This is a genomic window from Amycolatopsis pretoriensis, assembly GCF_900107925.1.
Taxonomy (GTDB): domain Bacteria; phylum Actinomycetota; class Actinomycetes; order Mycobacteriales; family Pseudonocardiaceae; genus Amycolatopsis; species Amycolatopsis pretoriensis.
Genome location: NZ_FNUJ01000007.1, coordinates 594,126 through 613,657, shown reverse-complemented (window position 1 = coordinate 613,657; position 19,532 = coordinate 594,126). Strand labels below are relative to the sequence as shown.

Annotated in this window: 18 protein-coding genes; 8 read left to right on the top strand and 10 right to left on the bottom strand. The window is 73.5% G+C overall.

The annotated features are described in order from the left end of the window. Positions 1-59 precede the first annotated feature (59 nt). A complete protein-coding gene (locus tag BLV96_RS32765; protein ID WP_208608378.1) occupies positions 60-1,952 on the bottom strand; it encodes an intein-containing Rv2578c family radical SAM protein in 1,893 nt (630 codons plus the stop codon). Between the two features lie 125 nt (positions 1,953-2,077). Further along, positions 2,078-3,490 (bottom strand): Si-specific NAD(P)(+) transhydrogenase, encoded by a 1,413-nt coding sequence (sthA, locus tag BLV96_RS32760; protein WP_244180633.1) that lies wholly within the window; start codon positions 3,488-3,490, stop codon positions 2,078-2,080. 90 nt (positions 3,491-3,580) lie between these two features. Between sthA and BLV96_RS32755 the strand changes: the two genes are divergently transcribed. From BLV96_RS32755 to crcB, 5 genes are all read left to right on the top strand, one after another. Further along, on the top strand, positions 3,581-6,568 hold the full coding sequence (locus tag BLV96_RS32755; protein ID WP_086674161.1) for an ATP-binding protein: 2,988 nt from the start codon (positions 3,581-3,583) through the stop codon (positions 6,566-6,568). A gap of 80 nt (positions 6,569-6,648) precedes the next feature. Continuing rightward, a complete protein-coding gene (locus BLV96_RS32750) occupies positions 6,649-8,037 on the top strand; it encodes an FAD-binding oxidoreductase (protein WP_086674160.1) in 1,389 nt (462 codons plus the stop codon). A 71-nt stretch (positions 8,038-8,108) separates the two neighbouring features. Continuing rightward, positions 8,109-8,501: a fluoride efflux transporter FluC gene (locus BLV96_RS32745; RefSeq protein WP_086674159.1), complete on the top strand. Its 393-nt coding sequence runs from the start codon at positions 8,109-8,111 to the stop codon at positions 8,499-8,501. Beyond that, positions 8,501-8,701 (top strand): putative PII-like signaling protein, encoded by a 201-nt coding sequence (locus BLV96_RS32740; protein ID WP_086674158.1) that lies wholly within the window; start codon positions 8,501-8,503, stop codon positions 8,699-8,701. The genes BLV96_RS32745 and BLV96_RS32740 overlap by 1 nt, the downstream gene beginning before the upstream one ends. Beyond that, on the top strand, positions 8,698-9,072 hold the full coding sequence (gene crcB, locus BLV96_RS32735; RefSeq protein ID WP_086674157.1) for a fluoride efflux transporter CrcB: 375 nt from the start codon (positions 8,698-8,700) through the stop codon (positions 9,070-9,072). The genes BLV96_RS32740 and crcB overlap by 4 nt, the downstream gene beginning before the upstream one ends. On the opposite strand, the gene BLV96_RS32730 is transcribed toward crcB, so the two are convergent. Genes BLV96_RS32730 through BLV96_RS32705 form a run of 6 tightly spaced genes read right to left on the bottom strand, consistent with a single transcriptional unit; the run spans position 9,069 to position 14,226 of the window. Next, complete coding sequence (locus tag BLV96_RS32730) at positions 9,069-9,449, bottom strand: hypothetical protein (RefSeq protein ID WP_086674156.1); 381 nt, start codon at positions 9,447-9,449, stop codon at positions 9,069-9,071. The genes crcB and BLV96_RS32730 overlap by 4 nt on opposite strands. Before the next feature lie 56 nt (positions 9,450-9,505). After that, positions 9,506-10,456 carry an LLM class F420-dependent oxidoreductase gene (locus BLV96_RS32725; RefSeq protein ID WP_086674155.1) on the bottom strand — a complete coding sequence of 317 codons (951 nt, stop codon included), beginning with the start codon at positions 10,454-10,456 and terminating at the stop codon, positions 9,506-9,508. After that, positions 10,453-12,552, bottom strand: coding sequence for a S9 family peptidase (locus BLV96_RS32720; protein WP_086674154.1), 2,100 nt, complete (start codon positions 12,550-12,552; stop codon positions 10,453-10,455). Before BLV96_RS32720 ends, BLV96_RS32725 begins: the two co-directional genes overlap by 4 nt. A 20-nt stretch (positions 12,553-12,572) precedes the next feature. Further along, positions 12,573-13,424 (bottom strand): PPK2 family polyphosphate kinase, encoded by an 852-nt coding sequence (locus BLV96_RS32715; protein WP_086674153.1) that lies wholly within the window; start codon positions 13,422-13,424, stop codon positions 12,573-12,575. A 17-nt stretch (positions 13,425-13,441) separates the two neighbouring features. Beyond that, positions 13,442-13,909, bottom strand: a complete 468-nt coding sequence (locus tag BLV96_RS32710) for an SRPBCC family protein (protein WP_086674152.1) — start codon at positions 13,907-13,909, stop codon at positions 13,442-13,444. Continuing rightward, a complete protein-coding gene (locus BLV96_RS32705; protein ID WP_086674151.1) occupies positions 13,906-14,226 on the bottom strand; it encodes an ArsR/SmtB family transcription factor in 321 nt (106 codons plus the stop codon). Before BLV96_RS32705 ends, BLV96_RS32710 begins: the two co-directional genes overlap by 4 nt. A 144-nt stretch (positions 14,227-14,370) precedes the next feature. Here BLV96_RS32705 and rocD point away from each other — a divergent pair, with 144 nt between their 5' ends. Together rocD and BLV96_RS32695 are read left to right on the top strand one after the other, a co-directional pair. Next, on the top strand, positions 14,371-15,603 hold the full coding sequence (gene rocD / locus BLV96_RS32700) for an ornithine--oxo-acid transaminase (RefSeq protein ID WP_086674150.1): 1,233 nt from the start codon (positions 14,371-14,373) through the stop codon (positions 15,601-15,603). A 116-nt stretch (positions 15,604-15,719) separates the two neighbouring features. Next, on the top strand, positions 15,720-17,069 hold the full coding sequence (locus tag BLV96_RS32695) for a DUF2252 domain-containing protein (RefSeq protein WP_086674149.1): 1,350 nt from the start codon (positions 15,720-15,722) through the stop codon (positions 17,067-17,069). On the opposite strand, the gene BLV96_RS32690 is transcribed toward BLV96_RS32695, so the two are convergent. Continuing rightward, positions 17,056-17,934 carry an FAD-dependent oxidoreductase gene (locus tag BLV96_RS32690; protein WP_086674148.1) on the bottom strand — a complete coding sequence of 293 codons (879 nt, stop codon included), beginning with the start codon at positions 17,932-17,934 and terminating at the stop codon, positions 17,056-17,058. The genes BLV96_RS32695 and BLV96_RS32690 overlap by 14 nt on opposite strands. Before the next feature lie 69 nt (positions 17,935-18,003). On the opposite strand from BLV96_RS32690, the gene BLV96_RS32685 reads away from it, so the two are divergent. Beyond that, on the top strand, positions 18,004-18,555 hold the full coding sequence (locus BLV96_RS32685) for a phosphatase PAP2 family protein (protein WP_086674164.1): 552 nt from the start codon (positions 18,004-18,006) through the stop codon (positions 18,553-18,555). Here the strand turns inward: BLV96_RS32685 and zapE are convergent. Beyond that, the gene (gene zapE, locus BLV96_RS32680; RefSeq protein WP_086674147.1) at positions 18,509-19,528 is read right to left on the bottom strand and encodes a cell division protein ZapE; all 1,020 of its coding nucleotides are present in this window, start codon (positions 19,526-19,528) and stop codon (positions 18,509-18,511) included. The genes BLV96_RS32685 and zapE overlap by 47 nt on opposite strands. Positions 19,529-19,532 lie beyond the last annotated feature (4 nt).

Sequence of the window (19,532 nt, the reverse complement as noted above, 5' to 3'; positions counted from 1 at the left end):
CGCAATGAAGGTGCCCTTCAGCCGGGCCGGGCCGGGCCGCCGTTTGCTGGCGCGAGCCCTTAGAGGAGGCGGAGCTGTTCCGCGGCCGGCACCTCGATCCGCGGCTCGCGCACCGTGCCCCGCGAGTCCTCCCCCGCGCTCCGCAGCAGCCCGTGCCGCCGCAGCAACGGCGCCACCCGCTGCCCCAACCTCTCCCGGTACGCCTTCTGCACGTAACTCCCGCGCGCGTACAGCTCGCGGTACCTCGGCACCAGCTCCGGGTACGTCCCCGCCAGCCAGCGGCCGAACCACTCGCGCGCACCCGGTCTCAAGTGCAGCGGGATGACCGTCGCGCTCGTCGCGCCCGCTTCGGCCAGGCGGGCGAACAACGCGTCGAGCGCCTCGGCCGAGTCCGTCAGCCACGGCAGCACCGGCGCCACCAGCACCGAGCACGGCAATCCCGCGTCGCGCGCCTTGCGGATCAACTCCAACCGGGCCCGCGGGCTCGGCGTGCCCGGCTCGAGACGGTGCTGCAGCTCGCCGTCCAGCAACGCCAGCGAGACCGCGAGCGAAACCGGCACGTCCCGGGCCGCGTCCTGCAGCAGCGGCAGGTCGCGCGCGAGCACCGTGCCCTTCGTCAGCACCGACAGCGGGGTTCCCGACCGCGCCAGCGCCGTGATGATCCCCGGCATCAGCCGGTAGCGGCCCTCCGCGCGCTGGTACGGGTCGGTGTTCGTGCCCATCGCCACGGGTTCCCGCCGCCACGACGGCCGTTTCAGCTGCGCGGCCAGTACCTCCGGCGCGTTGACCTTCACGACGACCTGCGTGTCGAAGTCGTGGCCGGCGTCGAAGTCCAGGTACGTGTGGGTGTTCCGGGCGAAGCAGTTGTGGGACACCATGCCGTCGGCGATGAAGTCGCCGGTGCCGGTGGTGATGTCGAACAGCGGCAACTGCAGGCCCAGCGGCTCGATCGCCTCGACGCGGCGCCGGCTCGCGCCGATCACCGAGCCGTCGAGCGACCGCTTCCACGCCACGGCCGGGTTGCCCACGTGCAGGAACCGCAGCACCTCCGCGGTCCCGCCGAGCAACCGGACTTCCTGACGGGCGGGGAACTTCGGCACTTCGTCGATCTGGTGCGTGAAACCGAACCGCGCGAGCGCGGCGGCGAAGGCTTCGACGATCTCGGGTTCGTCGTGGGCCACGGCGAGGACGCCGCGGCCGTAGTCGCCCGCGAGGTCGAAGACGCCGGCGAGGAACCCGCGCTGCCAGTGCGCGTCCGGGTCGGACGGCACCCGCAGGAACCCGACGGAGGCGCCGAAGTCGGGCAGGTATTCGAGGGCGCGGCCGGCCGCGTCCGGTTCCGCGGCGAACCCGCCGGAGCGCAGCATGCCGCAGAGGTAGCCGGCCCGGTACCCGAGCGTCTCGTCCGGCGTCGGCTCGAACCGGCCGACGCCGATGAGCTCGGTGCCGGGTTCGAGGTGCGGCCGCTGCGCGGCGCCGAACTTGCTGCCGGTGACGTGCTTCCAGCCCTTGCTGGTGAGGAACCGGTGATCCCCGCCGGCGACGAGCCGGGTGCCGTCTTCCAGGGTGACGCGGTAGGCGGCGCGCAGGGTCGTCCAGTGCGCTTCGACGCGGGTGGGCACGAGCCGCCGGGCGGCGCCGTGGCCGCGGGTGCCGTAGATCTCGTCGCCGACCTTCAGCTCGGACAGCGCCCGCGTGCGGCCGTCGGCCAGGAGGATCTTGGTGCCGCCGTCGAGGCAGTAGGTGCAGGCGTGGGAGCAGCCGCGGTACGGGTTCACGGTCCAGTTGAAGGGGACACCGGAGCCCGAGGGGACCTTGTTCAGCACGGAGCGCGCGTGCACCTCGTGAAAGGTGACGCCGTCGAATTCCGGTGACCGCACGGACCGCACCAGGCCCTCCAGCCCGGGCAGTGCCGGCTCACCCTCCCCTGCTCGCTGCCGATCCCATCGCACGGCGCCAGTCGAACATATGTTCTAGGCGGGTGTCAAACCGGTTCGCCGCAGGCGAAGCGGGGTGGTGCTGGTGTGACTGCTGAGGTCCCGGCCGCCCGCTCCCCGTCGGCAGCGTCCCTCCGGACTCAGGACGAAAAGCGATCCAACGCCCGGATCTTGTTCGTCGCGTCCAGCGCCGCCACCTTGTACGCCTCCGACAGCGTCGGGTAGTTGAACACCGCGTCCACCAGGTAATCGACCGTCCCGCCGCAGCCCATCACCGCCTGTCCGATGTGGACCAGGTCGGTCGCGCCCGTCCCGAACACGTGCACCCCGAGCAGCTTCCGGTCCTTTGTGGACACCAGCAGCTTCAGCATCCCGTAGCTGTCGCCGGTGATCTGGCCGCGCGCCAGCTCGCGGTAGCGCGCGATCCCCACCTCGTACGGCACCGACGACGACGTCAGCTGGGCCTCCGTCGCGCCCACGTACGAGATCTCCGGGATCGTGTAGATGCCGATCGGCTGCAGCGCGCCGAGGCCGTTCGCCGGTTCGCCGAACGCGTGGTACGCCGCGAGCCGGCCCTGGTCCATCGACGTCGCCGCCAGGGCCGGGAAGCCGATCACGTCGCCCACCGCGTAGATGTGGGGCACCTCCGTGCGGTAGTTCTCGTCGACCACCAGCCGGCCGCGCTCGTCGGACGACAGCCCGGCGGCGTCCAGCGCCAGCTCGCCGGTCATGCCCTGGCGGCCCGCGGAGTACATGACGCCGTCGGCCGGGATGCGCTTGCCGCTGACCAGCGTCGTGATCGTCGCGTCGTCGGAGACCGCCACGTCCGCGACCTTCTCGCCGAAGCGGAACGTCACGCCGAGGTCGCGCAGCTGGAACTTCAGCGACTCCACGATCTCCGGGTCGCAGAAGTCGAGCATCTGGTCGCGCTGCTCGACCACCGTGACGCGCGAGCCGAGCGCCGCGAACATCGACGCGTACTCGATGCCGATCACCCCGGCCCCGACCACGACCAGCGACGACGGGATCTGCTCGAGCCGCAGGATCTCGTCGGAGTCGAGCACGCGCGCGGCGTCGAAGTCCACCTGGGGCGGGCGCGCCGGGCGGGTGCCGGTGGCGATCACGACGTAGTCCGCGCTCAGCGTCCGGCGGTCGCCGGGGTGCTTGCTCTCGACGACCACCGTGTGCGGGTCGGCGAACGAGCCGGTGCCGGAGACCAGGTCGACGTGGTTGCGCATCAGCTGCGCCCGCACCACCTGGACCTCGCGCCCGACGACGTGCTGCGTGCGCGCCAGCAGGTCGGCGATCGTGATGTCCTGCTTGACGCGGTAGCTCGCGCCGTACAGCTCGCGCTGGTTCATGCCGGTCAGGTAGAGCACCGCTTCGCGCAGCGTCTTGGACGGGATCGTGCCGGTGTTGACGCACACCCCGCCGACCATGTCGTGCCGGTCCACGACCGCCACCCGCTTGCCCAGCTTCGCCGCGGCGATCGCGGCCTTCTGGCCGCCGGGGCCCGAACCGATGACGATGAGGTCGTACTCGTGCTCGCTCACGGTGTCGAGCCTGCGCACCCGGACGTCCCGGCGCAACCCCCCGCCGGTGAAGATCCGCGCGCGGATCGGTTTCCGGGCTAGCGTGGCCGGGTGCTGCGCGTCTCGCTGCTGGGCGAGCAGGTGATCGCCGACGACACCACCGGCACCGTGCTGACGCGGTCGCCGCGCTCGGTCGCGCTCGTGGCCCACCTCGTGGTGCACGCCGGCCTGGCCCAGCCGCGCCGCCTGCTCGCGGGGCTGTTCTGGCCGGACTCCACCGACGCCCAGGCCCTGACCAACCTCCGCCGCGAGCTGCACCAGCTGCGCCGCGTCCTCGGCGACCCGCCCTCGCTCGCCGTCACCGGGCGGGACCTGTGCTGGCGGGACACGCCGTCGAGCCGGGTCGACGTCCGCGAGTTCGACCTCGCCCACCAGGCCGCGCTCGCCGCCGAGGACCCCGGTGCAGCCGTCGCCCACGCCCGGACCGCGCTCGCGGCCTACCGCGGTGAGCTGCTGCCCGGTCTGGCCGACGACTGGGTCCTGGCGGCCCGCGCCGAGCTCGACCGCCGGTGCGTCGAGCTGTGCGACCTGATCTGCTCGACCCCCGCGGGCGACCCGGCCGCCGCCCTCGCCGCCGCCCGCCGCCGGATCCGGCTGCGCCCCCTCGAAGAGACCGGCTACCGGACGCTGATGGGGCTGCAGGCCGACGCCGGCGACCGCGCGGGCGCGGTGAGCACGTACCACCGGTGCGCGTCGGTGCTCGAACGCGAGCTCGGCGTCGTCCCGGCCGAACCGACCCGTGCGGCGCTGCGCCGGCTGCTCGCCCGGCCCGGCCCCGAGGTCCGGCGCGCCGCGGCGACCGCGCTCGTCGGCCGGGCGGCCGAGCTGGCCCGGCTCGGCGAGCGGTGGCACGCGGCCGCCGCGGGCCGCGCCGGGGTGGTCCTCGTCCGCGGCGACCCCGGCGTCGGCAAGACGCGGCTCGTCACCGAGCTCGCCGGCCTGGCGCGCGCGGAAGGCGCCGTCGTGGCCACCGGCCGCTGCTTCGGCTCGGCCGGCCGGCTCCCGCTGGCGCCGGTGGCCGACTGGCTGCGCACCCCCGCGCTGCAGCGCGCCACCGGGTCGCTGGACCCGCTCTGGCGGGCCGAGGTCGCCCGGCTGCTGCCCGCCGCGCGCCCGGACGGCGGGCAGGCCACCCTCGAAGCCTGGCAGCGGCCTCGGTTCTTCGAGGGGCTGGCGCGGGCGCTCACCGCCGGCGGGCGGCCGGTCCTGCTGGTGCTCGACAACGTCCAGTGGTGCGACGAAGAGACCGGCGCGTTCCTCGCCTTCTGCCTCGGCCTGCTGCCGGACGCGCCGCTGCTGGTCGCGGCGACGCTGCGCGAAGGGACGCCGGCCCCGGGCGTGCCGTCGTGGACGGCCCAGCTGCGCGACGACGGCCGGCTGACCGAGCTGCCGCTGGGCCCGTTCGACGCCGGCGGCACGGCGCTGCTCGGCGAGGCGGTGGCCGGGCGGCCGCTGACCGCGTCGGACCGCGAAGTCCTGCACGCGGCCACCGGCGGCTACCCGTTGTTCGTGGTGGAAGCGTTGCGCGCCGGTGACGCGCCGCCCACCGAGAGCCTGGGCGCGGTACTGCGGGCCCGGCTGGCGCAGCCCGGGCCCGCGGCGCGCGAGGTCGCCGGGCTGGCCGCGGCGGCCGGCCGGGACTTCACCCTCGAGCTGCTCACCGAGGCGAGCGACCTCGACGCCGACACCGTCGTCGACGCGGTGGACGAGCTGTGGCGCCGCCGGATCCTGCGCGAGGTCGGCGGCGGCTACGACTTCACCCACGACCTGCTGCGCGAGGCCGCCTACCAGCAGGTCAGCCCGCCGCGCCGGTGGCTGCTGCACCGGCGGCTGGCCCAGGGCCTGGAGCTGCTGCACGCCGACGACGCCGACGCCGTCGCGGCGCAGCTGGCCGAGCAGTACGCGCGCGGCGGGCGGCCCGACCGCGCCGTCACCTCGTACCGGCGGGCGGCGGCGGTCGCCACGCGCACCTTCGCCCACGCCGAAGCGATCCGGCTGCTCGAGGCCGCGCTGGCGCTGGTGCGCGCCCGGCCCGCGAGCGGGACGCGCGACCGCACCGAGCACGCCGTCCTCGACGAGCTCGCCGGCCCGCTGAACGCCCGCCACGGCTACTCCTCGCCGCAGCTGCAGCAGACCGTCGAACGCGCGCTCGTGCTGGCGGAGGCCGCCGGGGACCCGGCGGCGACGGTGACCGCGCTGCTGGCCGTGTTCTCGTCCCGGTTCGTGCAGGGCCGGACCGCGCAGGCCCACGAGGTCGCCGAACGCGCGCTCGAGCTGCTCGGCCCGGACGCGGCCGCCGCCGAGACGGGCACCGCGCACTTCGCCTACGCCGGGTCGTCGGTCAGCCTCGGCCGCCCGGCCGCGGCGGTGCGGCACTTCGCCCTGGCCGCGGCCCGCACGCGCGACCTGCCGAGGCTGCCCGTCGGCACCCGACCGGACGTCCACGGCCCGGCCTGGGCGGCCCACGCGCACTGGCTCCTCGGCGACGACGACGCGGCGGTGGCGAGCGCCGCCGAGGCCGTCGCGCGCGCCCGTGCGGTCGACGATCCGTACAGCTTGGCCATCGGGCTCGCCTACGCGGGTGTGACGCACCAGATGCGCCGTGACGGGCCGGCGCTGTGGGCGGCCGTGTCGGAGCTGCACGCGCTGTGCGACCGGTACGGCTTCGCCTACTACCGCGAGTGGGCGCTGGTGCTGGGCGGCTGGTCCCGTGGCGGTGCGGCCGGGCTGGCCGCGGCGCAGGAGGGCGTCGCGAACCTCAAGGCCGAGGGGTCGTTCGCGCGGATGCCGTACTGGCTGGCGCTGGTCGCCGAGCTCGCGGAGCCGGCCGCGGCCCGGGCGACGCTGGACGCCGCGCTCGCCGCCGGGGAAGCCCGCGACGACCGCTGGTGGCTGCCGGAGGTGCTGCGGCTGCGGGCGGCCCACGACGCCGACCCGGTCCCCCGCCTGCGGGCGGCCGCCGAGCTGGCCCGCGCCCAGGGCAGCGTCGCCCTGCGGCGGCGGGCGGAGGCGGACCTGGGCGTTCGGCTCCCGTCCTGACCCCGGCGAACGGACCGAACGCTGCGCGAACGCCCGGTGCCTACGTTCCCTTCCGAACCGGGAAATCCGAGAGGGGCACCATGACCACCACCGCTCTGCCGCACGAGGAACTGGCCGCCGCGCTGCGCGGCGACCTCATCACCCCGGCCGACCCGGGCTACGACGAAGCCCGCGCGGTCTACAACGCCATGATCGACAAGCGGCCGGCGGCGATCGCCCGCTGCCGCGACGCCGCCGACGTCGTCACCTGCGTCCGGTACGGCCGCGAGCGGGGCCTGGACCTGGCCGTGCGCGGTGGCGGCCACAACGCGGGCGGCCTCGGCGTCGCCGACGGCGCCCTGGTCATCGACCTGTCCGGCCTGCGCAGCACGACGGTCGACCCGGTGCACCACACCGTCCGCGCCGACGCGGGGTGCACGTGGGGCGACGTCGACCACGCGACGGTCGCGTTCGGGATGGCGACGCCGTCGGGCGTGGTCGCCTCGACCGGTGTCGCGGGCCTGACCCTCGGCGGCGGCATCGGCTACCTGGCCCGCCGCTTCGGCCTGACGGTCGACAACCTGCTCGGCGCGGACGTCGTGCTCGCGGACGGCTCGTTCGTGCACGCCGACGAGTCGTCGCACCCCGACCTGTTCTGGGCGCTGCGCGGCGGGGGCGGCAACTTCGGCGTCGTCACGTCGTTCACGTTCCGCTGCCACGACATCGGCGAGCGCGGCGTCGTGATCGGCGGACCGGTGCTGTACGACGTGGGCGACACGCCCGACGTGCTGCGCTGGTACCGCGAACTGCTGCCGTCGCTGCCGGAAGAGCTCAGCGGCTGGTTCGGCCTGCTGACCGTCCCGCCGGCCCCGCCGTTCCCGGAGGAGCTGTGGGGACGCAAGGCGTGCGGCATCGTCTGGTGCTACACGGGCGCGCACGACAAGGCGGACGAGGTGCTGGCGCCGGTCCGCTCGTTCGGGTCGCCGTTGCTGGTGGGGCTGCAGGAGATGCCGTACACGGCGCTGCAGGGCGCGTTCGATGCGCTGTACCCGGCGGGGCTGCAGTGGTACTGGCGGGCCGACGTGTTCCACGAGATCTCCGACGCGGCGATCGACATCCACCTCAAGCACGGCTCCGCCCTGCCGACGATGCATTCGACGATGCACCTGTACCCGATCGACGGCGCGGCGAGCCGGGTCGCCCCGGACGCGACGGCGTTCCCGCACCGGTCGGGCGGCTGGTCGGGCGTGATCGTCGGGGTCGACCCGTCGCCTTCGCAGGCCGAGGCGATCTCGCAGTGGACGCGGGAGTACTGGGAGGAGCTGCACCCGACGTCGGCGGGCGGGGCGTACGTCAACTTCATGATGGAGGAGGGCCACGACCGGGTGAAGGCGTCGTACGGCGCGAACTACGACCGGCTGGCGGCGGTGAAGCGGCGGTACGACCCGGACAACGTGTTCCACGTCAACCAGAACATCCGCCCGGCGTAGCGCGCGGCGCGGCGGCCGGGCCGAGGGGGCCCGGCCGCCCGGGGGTAGGTTCACCGCCGGGAGGTGATCACGTGCCCCGGTGGGACGTCCTGGCGGCGATCGGCGCCGGTGGCGCGCTGGGCAGCCTCGCCCGGTACGGGCTGTCCGTGGCGATCCCGCACGCCCGCGGCGAGTTCGCCGTCGCGACGCTGCTCACCAACGTCCTGGGCTGCCTGCTCATCGGCGTCCTGATGGCGCTGCTGACCACCACCGCGCGCCCGCACCACCTGCTCCGGCCGTTCCTCGGCGTCGGGATCCTCGGCGGGTTCACGACGTTCTCCACGTTCGTGACCGACACCCTCGACGCGGCGACGACCGGGCGTCTCGTGGGATCCTCGCTGTACGTGGCCGCGTCGGTGGTGCTGTGCCTGACGGCGGTCGCGGCCGGCCTCACGGCGACGCGAGCGGTGCGGGAGGGACGCTGATGGAAGGACCGGCCACCCGCCTGACGATCTACATCGGCGAAGACGACCACTGGCACCACAAGCCGCTGGTGGGCGCTTCGGTGCTCCGCGGCGTCGAGGGCTACGGCGCGTTCCTGCCGCAGCTGGACGAGCTGATCGGCGAGGGCCTGGTGACGCTCGACCAGGTCGAGGTGGTCCGCTACGTGGGGCGGACGGAGTGACGCCGGTCCTGGTGGCCCTCGGCGGGGCGGCGGGGTCGATCCTGCGCTACCTGACCGACCGGCGGGTGCAGGCGTGGCGGGACTCGCCGTTCCCGTTCGGCACGCTCACGGTGAACATCGTGGGGTCGTTCATCTTGGGCTTCTCGAGCGGCTGGCTGTTGCACGGCGCCGAGCCGTCGTCGGTGCGTTCGCTGGTGGCCATGGGGTTCTGCGGCGGGTTGACGACGTTCTCGACGTTCGGCTACGAGACCGTGCGGCTGTTCCTGGAGAAGACGCGGCTGTACGCGGTGCTGAACGTGCTGGTGACGGTGGTCGCGGGTCTCACTTCAGGCGCGCTCGGCCTGCTCCTCGCGACCGCGGTCTTCGCCTAGCCGCGGTCCGGCCGGCCCATCCGCCGCTGTACGCGGCCGAGGGCTTCCTCCAGCCGCCCGGCGCGGCCGCCTTCCCGCTCGGCGCGGCGTTCGACCTTCCACTCCACGTACTCGGCGAGCGGGGTGTCCGGCCACTTGCGCTTCACCCGGCGGCGTTTCCCCAGGATCCGCAACTCGGCCGCTTCGGCGCGGACCTCGTCCGGGTTTCCGGTCGCCGCCCGCAGCGCCAGGCTTTCCCGCGCGCGGTTCGCCCTGCGCGCGAACGCCTTGCCGCGCGGCAAGTTCTTGCGCGTCGACTTGGCGTTTTCGCCGTAGGTGTCGCGCCGGTCCTTGAGGTAGCTGAGCCGCTTCTTCTCCTGCGGCGTCTTCCGTCTCATCCGTCCTCCTCCGGCGCCCAGGAAACACCCGGGCGCCGGAGGGCGGCAACGGAATATCAGCGCGGCGCGAGCCCTCGCACCTGCTCGAAGGGATCCCCGCCGGTGGGCAGCAGCGCGATGATCGGCGTCGTCAGCCCGTTGTCCACATAGGACCGCACCTGCTCCCGGCACGACTCGACGCTCCCGTGGATCACCAGCTCGTCCACGACCGAATCCGGGATCACCTGGTTGGCCTTCTGCCGATCCCCCGCCGCCCAGGCTTCGTGCATCGGGGCCAGCGCCTCGCCGCGGCCGAGCCACTCGTGGAACGCCGCGTACACCGGGACCGTCAGGTAGCTCGAGATCAGCATCCGCCCCAGGCCGCGCGCCGCTTCCGCGTCCTCCGTGGGGCACACGAAGATCCGGGCCGCCAGCTCGACGTCCGGGCCGATCTCGGCGCGCACGCGAGGCACGTCCGAAGCCGCCAGCCAGTTGGTGATCGCGCCGTCGGCCTCACGGGCCGCGAGGCGCAGCATCCCCGGGCGGAGCGCCGCCAGCATGATCGACGGCGGCGGGTCGGCCGGGCGCTCCAGCCGGAACTTCGACACCGCGAACGTGTCGTACTTCTCGGTGACCTTCTCCCCCGCCAGCGCGGTGCGCAGGAACCGCAGCGTGTCCCGCGACCGCGCGAACGGCTCATCGAAGGCAGCCGCGTTCCACTGGGAGACGATCACCGGCGACGACGCGCCGATGCCGAGGACGAACCGGCCCGGGGCCAGCTCCGCCACCGTCGCCGCCTGCATCGCCAGTAGGCCCGGGCCGCGCGTGTACACCGGCACGATCGCCGTACCCAGCCTCAGCTGGGGCGCCCACTGCGAGGCCAGGACCAGCGGCGTGAACGCGTCGGTGCCCGCCGTTTCCGCCGTCCACGCGTCGGTGTAGCCCAGGTCCGGCAGTTGCTCGACCATTTCGCGGTGCGCCGTCAGCGGCACCCCGGTCAATGGGATCGTGAGGCCCCAGCGGCTCATGAATTCTCCTTGTCCACGGCGGAAAGCTCGCGCAGCAGCCAGTCCACCTGCGTGCGCATCAGGTTCTCCGCGACCTCTTCGGCCTGCGGCGTCATGTGGGTCGCGCCCGCCAGCGGCAGGAAGACGTGCGGGCGCCCCTTCGCCAGCAACGCCGACGACAACCGCAAAGCGTGGGCGACGAACACGTTGTCGTCGGCCAGCCCGTGCACGATCAGCAGCGCCCGGCTCAGCTCGCCGGCGCTCTCGATCAGCGAGTTGTGCGCGTAGCTTTCGGCCTCGTCCTGCGGCAGGCCCAGGTACCGCTCGGTGTAGTGCGTGTCGTAGAGCGACCAGTCGGTGACCGGCGCACCCGCGACCGCCGCGTGGAACACGTCCGGCCGGCGCAGCACCGCCAGCGCCGACAGGTAGCCGCCGTAGGACCAGCCCCGGATCGCGACGCGCTCGACGTCCAGCTCGGGGAACCGCGCGGCGGCCGCCTGGAGGGCGTCCACCTGGTCCTGCAGCGTCACGTCGGCGAGGCGCCCGGCGACCTCGCGCTCCCACACCGCGCCGCGGCCCGGCGTGCCGCGGCCGTCCGCGACGAGCACCGCGAAGCCCTGGTCGGCCAGCCACTGCGACGTCAGGAAGGCGTTGCGGCTCTGCAGGACGCGCTGGGCGTGCGGGCCGCCGTACGGGTCGAGCAGCACCGGCAGCTTGCCCTCGCTCGGCTCGTACCCGCGCGGCAGGAGCAGCGCCGCCCGCAACCCGCGCTCCCCCAGCGTGAGCCAGGTCAGGTTCGGCACGACGTCCGGGTCCACAGTGGACGTTTCGATCGACGCCACCGGCGAACCGTCGCGCAGCACCGAAACCCGCGGCCCGCTGTGCTCCAGGCTCCACGACGAGAGCACGGTGACCGCGGCACCGCCGGAGCCGTGGTGCACGCCGTCCACAGTGGACAGCCGACGCACCGAGCCGCCCTCGGTCCGGAACACGTGGATCTGCGTCGGGTCGTCTTCGGAGGCGCTGAAGAGGATCTCGTCGCCGACGTCGAGGACGGCGCGCAGCTGCAGCCCGGCCGGGGTGACGGCCTCGCCGCCGACGAACAGCCGGTGGTCGCCGTCCACCATGCCCTCGACCACCAGGCGCCCGTCGGGCGTCCACGCGGGGACGCCGCCGACGATGTCGATCCAGTACTGGTCGGACGCGGTGTGCAGCACCGACGTCGAGCCGTCGGTGACGTCCACGGCGAGCACGTCCATGCGCTTCTGGTCCCGCGGCTCGACGGCCAGCAGCGGCGCGCCGCCGGCCGACCAGTGCACCGAGGCCAGGTACTCCCACTCCCCCGGCGCGACGTCCACGCGGGAGCCGTCGAGGCCGAGCACCGCCAAGGACACGAGCGCGTTCGTCGTGCCCGCCGCCGGGTAGGCGACGACGTTGGCCGGGTTCTGCGGGTTGGCCGGGTCGGCGATGGTCCACCGCGGCACCGGGCCGCGGTCGGAACGCTCGGCGAGGATGCTGCGGCCGTCCGGGGCCCACCAGTAGCCGCGGGTGCGGTCCATCTCCTCGGCGGCGATGAATTCGGCGAGGCCCCAGGCGATGTCCTCGCCGTCCTCCTCGACCAGCACGCGGTCGTCGCCGGTGGCCAGCTCCATCACGTGCAGCCGGCGGTTCTGCACGTACGCCACGTGCGTGCCGGTCGGGTTCGGCCGCGGGTCGATGACGGCGCCGTCGACGCGCAGCGCCACCGCACCGGAGGCGAGGTCCAAGGTGTACAGCTTGCCCGACAGCGAGAACGCGGCGACCGTGAAGCCCGCGTCGACGCCGTAGTGGACGACGCCGCCGCCGCTTTCGCGGGCGCGTTCGCGGCGCGCCCGCTCCTCGGCCGGCAGCTCCTCCTCGCCGGGCAGCAGCTCGGCGGCGTCGACGAGCTTCGTCTCGGCGCCGGTCGCCAGGTCGGCCGACCAGAGGCTGTGCCGGGGGTCGGTGCCCGACTCCGCGCGCAGGAAGAGCACGCGCGAGGCGTCCGGGGCGACCCGGAACTCCTTCGGCGCACCGAGGGTGAAGCGCTGGGTCCGGGCCTGTTTGCGGAGGAACGGGAGGTCGTCGACATCGGTCACGCCCGCACTCTTTCAGACGATCACGCCGACACGCCAACGCCCTTGAGCTTCGCCAGCTCGGCGTCGACGTCGAAGCCGGGCTCCGGCAGCACCGGGTCCAGCTCGGCGAGCGTCTCGAGGAGCAGCTCGGCGACCGCCCAGTTCCGGTACCACTTGTGGTCGGCGGGCACGGCGTACCAGGGCGCGTGCGCGGTCGACGTCTTCTTGAAGATGTCCGCGTAGGCCTCCTGGTAGGCGGGCCAGTGCGACCGCGCCTCGAGGTCGCCCGGGTTGTACTTCCAGTGCTTCTCGGGGGTCTCCAGCCGGGCCTTGAGCCGCTTGAGCTGCTCCTCCGGCGAGATGTGCAGGAACACCTTGACGACGGTCGTGCCCGCGTCCGCCAGCTCCTGCTCGAACGCGTTGATTTCGCCGTAGCGGCGGCGGCGCTCGGCCGCCGTCAACAGCCCGGACACCCGCGGGACCAGGATGTCCTCGTAGTGCGAGCGGTCGAAGACGCCGATCTGGCCGGGCTTGGGCAGCTGCTTGCGGATCCGCCACAGGTAGTGGTGGCGCCGCTCGGCCGGCGTGGGCGCCTTGAACCCGGCGTAGTGGACACCCATCGGGTTGACCAGGCCGAGCACGTGCGAGACCGTGCCGCCCTTGCCGGAGGTGTCCATGCCCTGCAGCACGAGCAGCACGCTGCGGGTGCCGCCGCCGACGCCCTCGGCGTAGAGCGACTCCTGCAGCGCCGAGAGCCGCTCGCCGGCGCTGTCGAGCTTGGCCAGCGCCTTGGGCTTCTTGCCGGGGCCGACCGGGGTCGAGCCCGGGTCCGGCAGCTGTGCGCCCACGCGCAGCGCGTCCCGGACCCGGCTTCCTGCGTCCTTCTTGGCCATCCGCCGAAGCTACCCGCTCAGGCGGCGGCTTTCTCGGCGAAAAGTTTCAGCAGCGCGCCGTGCCCGCCCTCACCGGAGACGCCTTCGCGGACCTTGGCGCCGGTTTCGCCGTGCCGCTCGAAGTCCCGGTGCTCCAGTTCGACACGGGTCGAGCGCCGGCCTTCCTCGACGAATCTGACCTCGATCTCGCTGGCGTGCGCCGGGTCGGGGTCGACCTTCCAGTCGCCGTCGATCCGCCACGAGAGGACCACCCGGGCGGGCGGCTCCCAGACGAGCACCTCGCCCCACTGGCACTCGGCGCCGTCCACGGTCTTCTCGTACCAGCGCCCGCCCGGCTTCGGCTCGAGGACGGCCTCGGCGAGGTCGGCGTCACCGAGGTGGTGCCGGCGCGGCCACCAGCTGTCGAAGGCCTCGGTGTAGATCTTGAACGCGTGCTCGCGCGAGCAGGCGACGGTGATCGTCCTGCGGATCGGTTCGAAGGTCATGGCTCCTCTTCTTCCGTTCGTTCCGCCAGTTCGGCGAAGGACTTCAGCGCGTCCGACCACATCCCGTCGAGGTAGGCGCGCAGGGCGGCGATGCCGGCCGGTTCCAGCCGGTAGAGCCGCTTGGTGCCGGCGGCCCGGTCCGTGACCAGGCCGGCCGCCTTGAGCACCTTCAGGTGCTGGGAGACGGCGGGGCGGCTGATCGGGAGGTCCGCGGCCAGCTCGCCGACCGCGCGCGGCCCGGCGCGCAACGCCTCGAAGATCGCGCGGCGCGAAGGGTCGGCGAGGGCGGCCAGCTGGTCGCTTCCGTAAGTCGCCACGAACCGTAAGTTACGGCTTACTGATGACGTCGTCAACGGCCACGCAGTGTTTCGGGGGTCTCTGCCGCGGATTGCGCAACGAACGACGGGTGAAAGCAACGATTCCCGGCTGAACTCTGCGTCTTCTGCCCTTAACCTGAACGCATGACGACGTTCGCCGGCCGGGAGACCGCCGCCCCCACCGCCGCGAGCTTCATCGAGCTCGACGAGCGGTGGAGCACGCACAACTACCACCCCCTGCCCGTCGTGATCGCCGAAGCCGCCGGTGCTTCGGTGACCGACGTCGAAGGCCGCTCCTACCTGGACTTCCTGTCCGGCTACTCGGCCCTGAACTTCGGGCACCGCCACCCGGACCTGATCGCCGCCGCCGTGGACCAGCTCGGGCGCGTCACGCTGACGTCGCGGGCGTTCCACCACGACCAGCTGGGCCTGTTCTGCCGCGAGCTGGCCGAGCTGACCGGCACCGAGCTCGTGCTGCCGATGAACTCGGGCGCCGAGGCCGTCGAGTCCGCGGTCAAGATCGCCCGCAAGTGGGCGCACCGGGTCAAGGGCGTGCCGGACGGCACGGCCGAGATCATCGTCGCCGGGTCCAACTTCCACGGCCGGACGACCACGATCGTGTCGTTCTCGACGGACGAGACCGCGCGCGCCGACTTCGGGCCGTTCACGCCGGGCTTCGTCACGGTGAAGTACGGCGACGCGGCCGCGCTGCGCGACGCGATCACCCCGCGCACGGCCGCGGTGCTGCTGGAGCCGGTGCAGGGCGAGGCCGGCGTGATCGTGCCGCCGGAGGGCTACTTCGCCGAGGTGCGCCAGGCCTGCGACGAGCACGGCGTGCTGCTGATCGCCGACGAGATCCAGTCCGGGCTGGCCCGCACGGGCACGGTGCTGGCGCTGGACCACGAGGGCGTCCGCGCCGACGTGTACACGCTCGGCAAGGCCCTCGGCGGCGGCATCATGCCGGTGTCGGCGGTGGTCGGCCGCAGGGACGTGCTGGGCGTGCTGAAGCCGGGAGAGCACGGCTCGACGTTCGGCGGCAACCCCCTGGCCTGCGCGATCGGCCGCGCGGTCGTAAAGCTGCTGGCGACGGGCGAGTTCCAGCAGCGGTCGACGGAGCTGGGCGCCCACCTGCACGGGCGGCTGAACGCGCTGATCGGGACCGGGCTGTCCGAGGTCCGCGGCCGCGGCCTGTGGGCGGGCATCGACATCGCCCCGGGCGGGCCGTCCGGGCGCGAGGCATCGGAGGCGCTGGCCGGGCGCGGGGTGCTGTGCAAGGAGACGCACGAGCGCACGCTGCGCGTGGCACCGCCGCTGGTGATCACGCGCGAAGAGCTGGACCGCGGCATCGACGCGATCGCCGAGGTCATCCGCCCGTAAGACGTCCGGATGCCGCCGGGTGAGCCTCCCGCCCCGGCGGCATCCGGAGCACAACGCGCCCGGGTGACGACCGGCGCCCCGGGAGCAGATCGTCCCCTTCGGACGTTGTGCCCGGTATGGGATCAGGGGAGCGCCCGCTGGTGGGCACCGGCACCGTCACACTGAGCGAGCTGTACGAGCAGGGGAAGCGGCTCCGGGAGAAGGTCCCGGCCACCGCGCACGACCACGAGGCCGCAGCGAAAAACCGGCCGAGCGCGAAGCAGTACTTCGAGGCCTCCAACAAAGGACGCCTCCCGGAGCTGATCGACCTCCGGCGCGAACGCATGCTCGCGTCGCCGTTCACCTTCTTCCGCGGCGCCGCCGGGCTGATGGGCGCCGATCTCGCCGGCACACCCGATTCCGGGCTGACCGCCCAGCTCTGCGGCGACGCCCACGCGGCCAACTTCGGGCTCTACGGCACGCCCGAAGGCAAGATCGTGATGGACATCAACGACTTCGACGAGACCGTCCCCGGCCCCTGGGAGTGGGACCTCAAGCGGCTCGCCGCCAGCCTCGTGCTCGCCGGGCGCGAGGGCGGCATCGGCGAGTCCGGCTGCCGCGCGGCCGCCGAAGACGCCGTGAAGTCCTACCGCCGCACCATCCGCGCGCTGGCCGAGCTGCCGTTCCTGCGCAGCTGGAACGCCTTGCCGGACTCCTCGGTGCTGTCCAAGGCCCGCGCGGACGAGCTGATCGACGACTTCGCCGACGCCGCCGAGAAGGCACGCAAGAACGACAGCGCGAAGGTCGTCGCGAAGTGGACCGAGCGCGTCGACGACCGCGAGACCGGCCTGGCGCGCCACCGGTTCGTCGAGGACCCGCCGGTCCTGACGCACGTCGACGACGAGACCGCCGACGCCGTCGCCGCCGGACTGGTGTCCTATGTGGACACGCTGCGCGAGTCGCGGCGGACGCTGGCCGAGCGGTACCGGATCGCCGACGTCGCCTTCCGCGTGGTCGGCACCGGCAGCGTGGGCTTGCGCAGCTACGTCGCCCTGCTGCACGGAAACGACGACGAGGACCTCGTCCTGCAGGTGAAGCAGGCGGCGAAGCCCGCGCTGGCGCCGTACCTCGACCTGCCGCCGGCGGACCACGAAGGTCAGCGGATCGTCGACGGCGCCCGGCTGGTCCAGGCCGAGACCGACATCCTGCTCGGCTGGACCACGATCGACGGCGTGCCGTACATCGTCCGCCAGTTCCGCAACCTCAAGGGCGACATCGACCCGGCGGAGCTGGAGAAGGACCACCTCGACGACTACGGCCGCCTGGCCGGCGCACTGCTCGCCCGCGCCCACACGCGGTCGCTGCACCCGAAGCTGCTGGCGGGATACTTCGCCGAAGACTCCGAGCTGGACGAGGCGATGGGCGCGTACGCGGTGCGGTACGCCGATCGCACCGAAGCCGACCACGCGGCTTTCAGCCGGCCCTGAACAGCTCGACGACGTCGGCCGCGCAGCCCCACGCCAGTGTGATCCCCGAACCCCCGTGCCCGTAGCAGTGCACGACCTCGCCGGACCGCTCCAGCCGCACCACCGGCCGGAACGGGCGCAGCCCCACCGCCGACCGCAGCACCTCCGCCCCCGCCAGCGCCGGCACCAGCTCGCGGCACCGCCGGACGATGTCCGCCGTCACGCCCGGGTTCGGGACCGTGTCGGCGCGGCCCGGCTCCTCCGTTCCGCCGCACACCACGTGCCCGCCGTGCGGGATCGCGTACGTCACACCCGGGCCCGTCTCGTCCACCACGAACTCGCGCAACCCCGGGTCGGCCAGGTGCACGACCTGGCCGCCGATCGGGACCATCGAGCCGTCGCCGGCCAGCGGGCCCGCTCCCAACCCGGCCGCGTTGACCACCGGCCCCAACCCGGACAACGATGTCAACGGCTGGTGTTCGACCCGCACGCCCAGCGAAACCACCTGCGCCAGCAACCACTCCAGGTACACCGGGGTGTCGACCAGCGCCGTCGTGAACACCAGCCGGTCGCCGTCGCGGACCGGGTCGATCATCGCGCGCAGCCACTGCGGTTCCGGCTCGCCCGTGGCCAGCAGGACCCGGCCGCGGCGGAAGCGGACCCCCGGTGCCTCCTGCTCCCGCAGCACCGCCAAGGTTTCCGCCGTCCAGCGCGCGATCCGCTTGTCCGGGCGGCGCACCGGCGGGTACAGCACCGCGCCCGCCACCGCCGACGTCGACTCCCCCGGGCCCGCCGCCGCGACGACCGTCACGTCGTGGCCCGCGCCGGCCAGCCGGTACGCGCAGGTCAAGCCGATGATCCCGGCCCCCGCCACCGTGATGTGCATTCCCGCATCGTGGCAGACAGCCGTCCCACGCCGGTCGCGGCTACCCTCGCGCGGGTGAGGACGATGTGGGTGCCGGCCGCGGTCTGCGGGCTGCTCGCGGTGTTGCTGGGGTTGCCGTTCGCCGGCGGGACCGGCCCGGGCGCGGTCGACGCCGTGGCCGCGGGGTGGACGGCGCACCTGAGCCCCGGCGTGCTACGCGCGCTGGTCTTCCCGACCGAGCCGTACGTCGTGGTCGCGCTCGGCGTCCTCGCGATGGTCCTGTGCCTGCGCGCGGGCCGGAGGCTGGAGGCCGGGCTCGCGCTCGCGGCGCCCCTGCTGGCGGTCCTGCTGACCGCCGTCCTGCTCAAACCGCTCTACGACCGGTGGAAGAACGACACCCTCGTCTACCCCAGCGGGCACACCGTGAGCCTGGTCGCCGTGCTGACCGTGCTCGTGCTCGTCACGCGCAAGGTGGTCGTGGTCGTGCTGAGCGCGGTGGCGCTGCTCGCCGCCACGGCCGGGCTGGTCGGCCTCGGCTACCACTACCTCACCGACGTCGCCGGCGGGACGCTCTTCGCGGTCGCGGTCGTCCTGTTCAGCTGGTCCGTGCCGCGTCCCGTGCCAGCGCGGTCAGCCGGCTGACCGCGCGCAGGTACTTCTTGCGGTAGCCGCCGTTCACCATCTCCTCGGTGAACAGCGCAGGCAGCGGCTCGCCGGAGACGACCACCGGGATCGCCCGGTCGTAGAGCCGGTCGGCGAACGCGACCAGCCGCAGCGCCACGTTCTGGTCCGGCGCCGGGTGGACGTCGCGCAGGTGCACCCGCGTGACGCCGTCGAGCAGCCGCCCGTAGCGGGAGGGGTGCAGTGAGGCCAGGTGCTCGACCAAGGCGTCGAAGTCGTCCACAGTGGACCCTTCGTGCGCGGCGACCGACGACTCCAGCTCCTCGGGGGTCACCGGCGGCGGCGCGTCCGGCAAGCCGCGGTGGCGGTAGTCCGGGCCGTCGACGCGCACGACGCCGAAGCGGGCCGAGAGCGTCTGGATCTCGCGCAGGAAGTCCTCGGCGGCGAAGCGGCCTTCGCCGAGCTTCTCCGGGAGCGTGTTCGAGGTCGCCGCCACGTACACGCCCGCGTCCATCAGCTCCTGCAGCAGCCGCGTGACCAGCGTGGTGTCGCCCGGGTCGTCCAGCTCGAACTCGTCGATGGCCAGGATGCGGTGCTCCGACAGACGCCGCACGGCCTCGGCGAAGCCCAGCGCGCCGACCAGGTGGGTCAGCTCGACGAACGTCCCGTACGCCTTCGGCGAGGGCGCCGCGTGCCACGTCGAGGCGAGCAGGTGGGTCTTGCCGACGCCGAACCCGCCGTCGAGGTAGAGCCCCATCGGGCCGGCCGGCTCCGAAGACCCGCCGAAGAGCTTGAAGCGCTTCTTCTCCTTGCGCGGCCCGACCTTGGCGGCGAACGCCGAGCACGCCTCGACCGCGGCGGCCTGGCTCGGCTCGTCCGGGTTCGGGAGGTAGGTCTCGAACCGGACGGCGTCGAAGCGCGGCGGCGGCACCAGCGCACCGATCAGCTCGTCGGAGGACAGCTCGGGACGGCGGTCGGTGAGGTGCGCGGGCATGGTG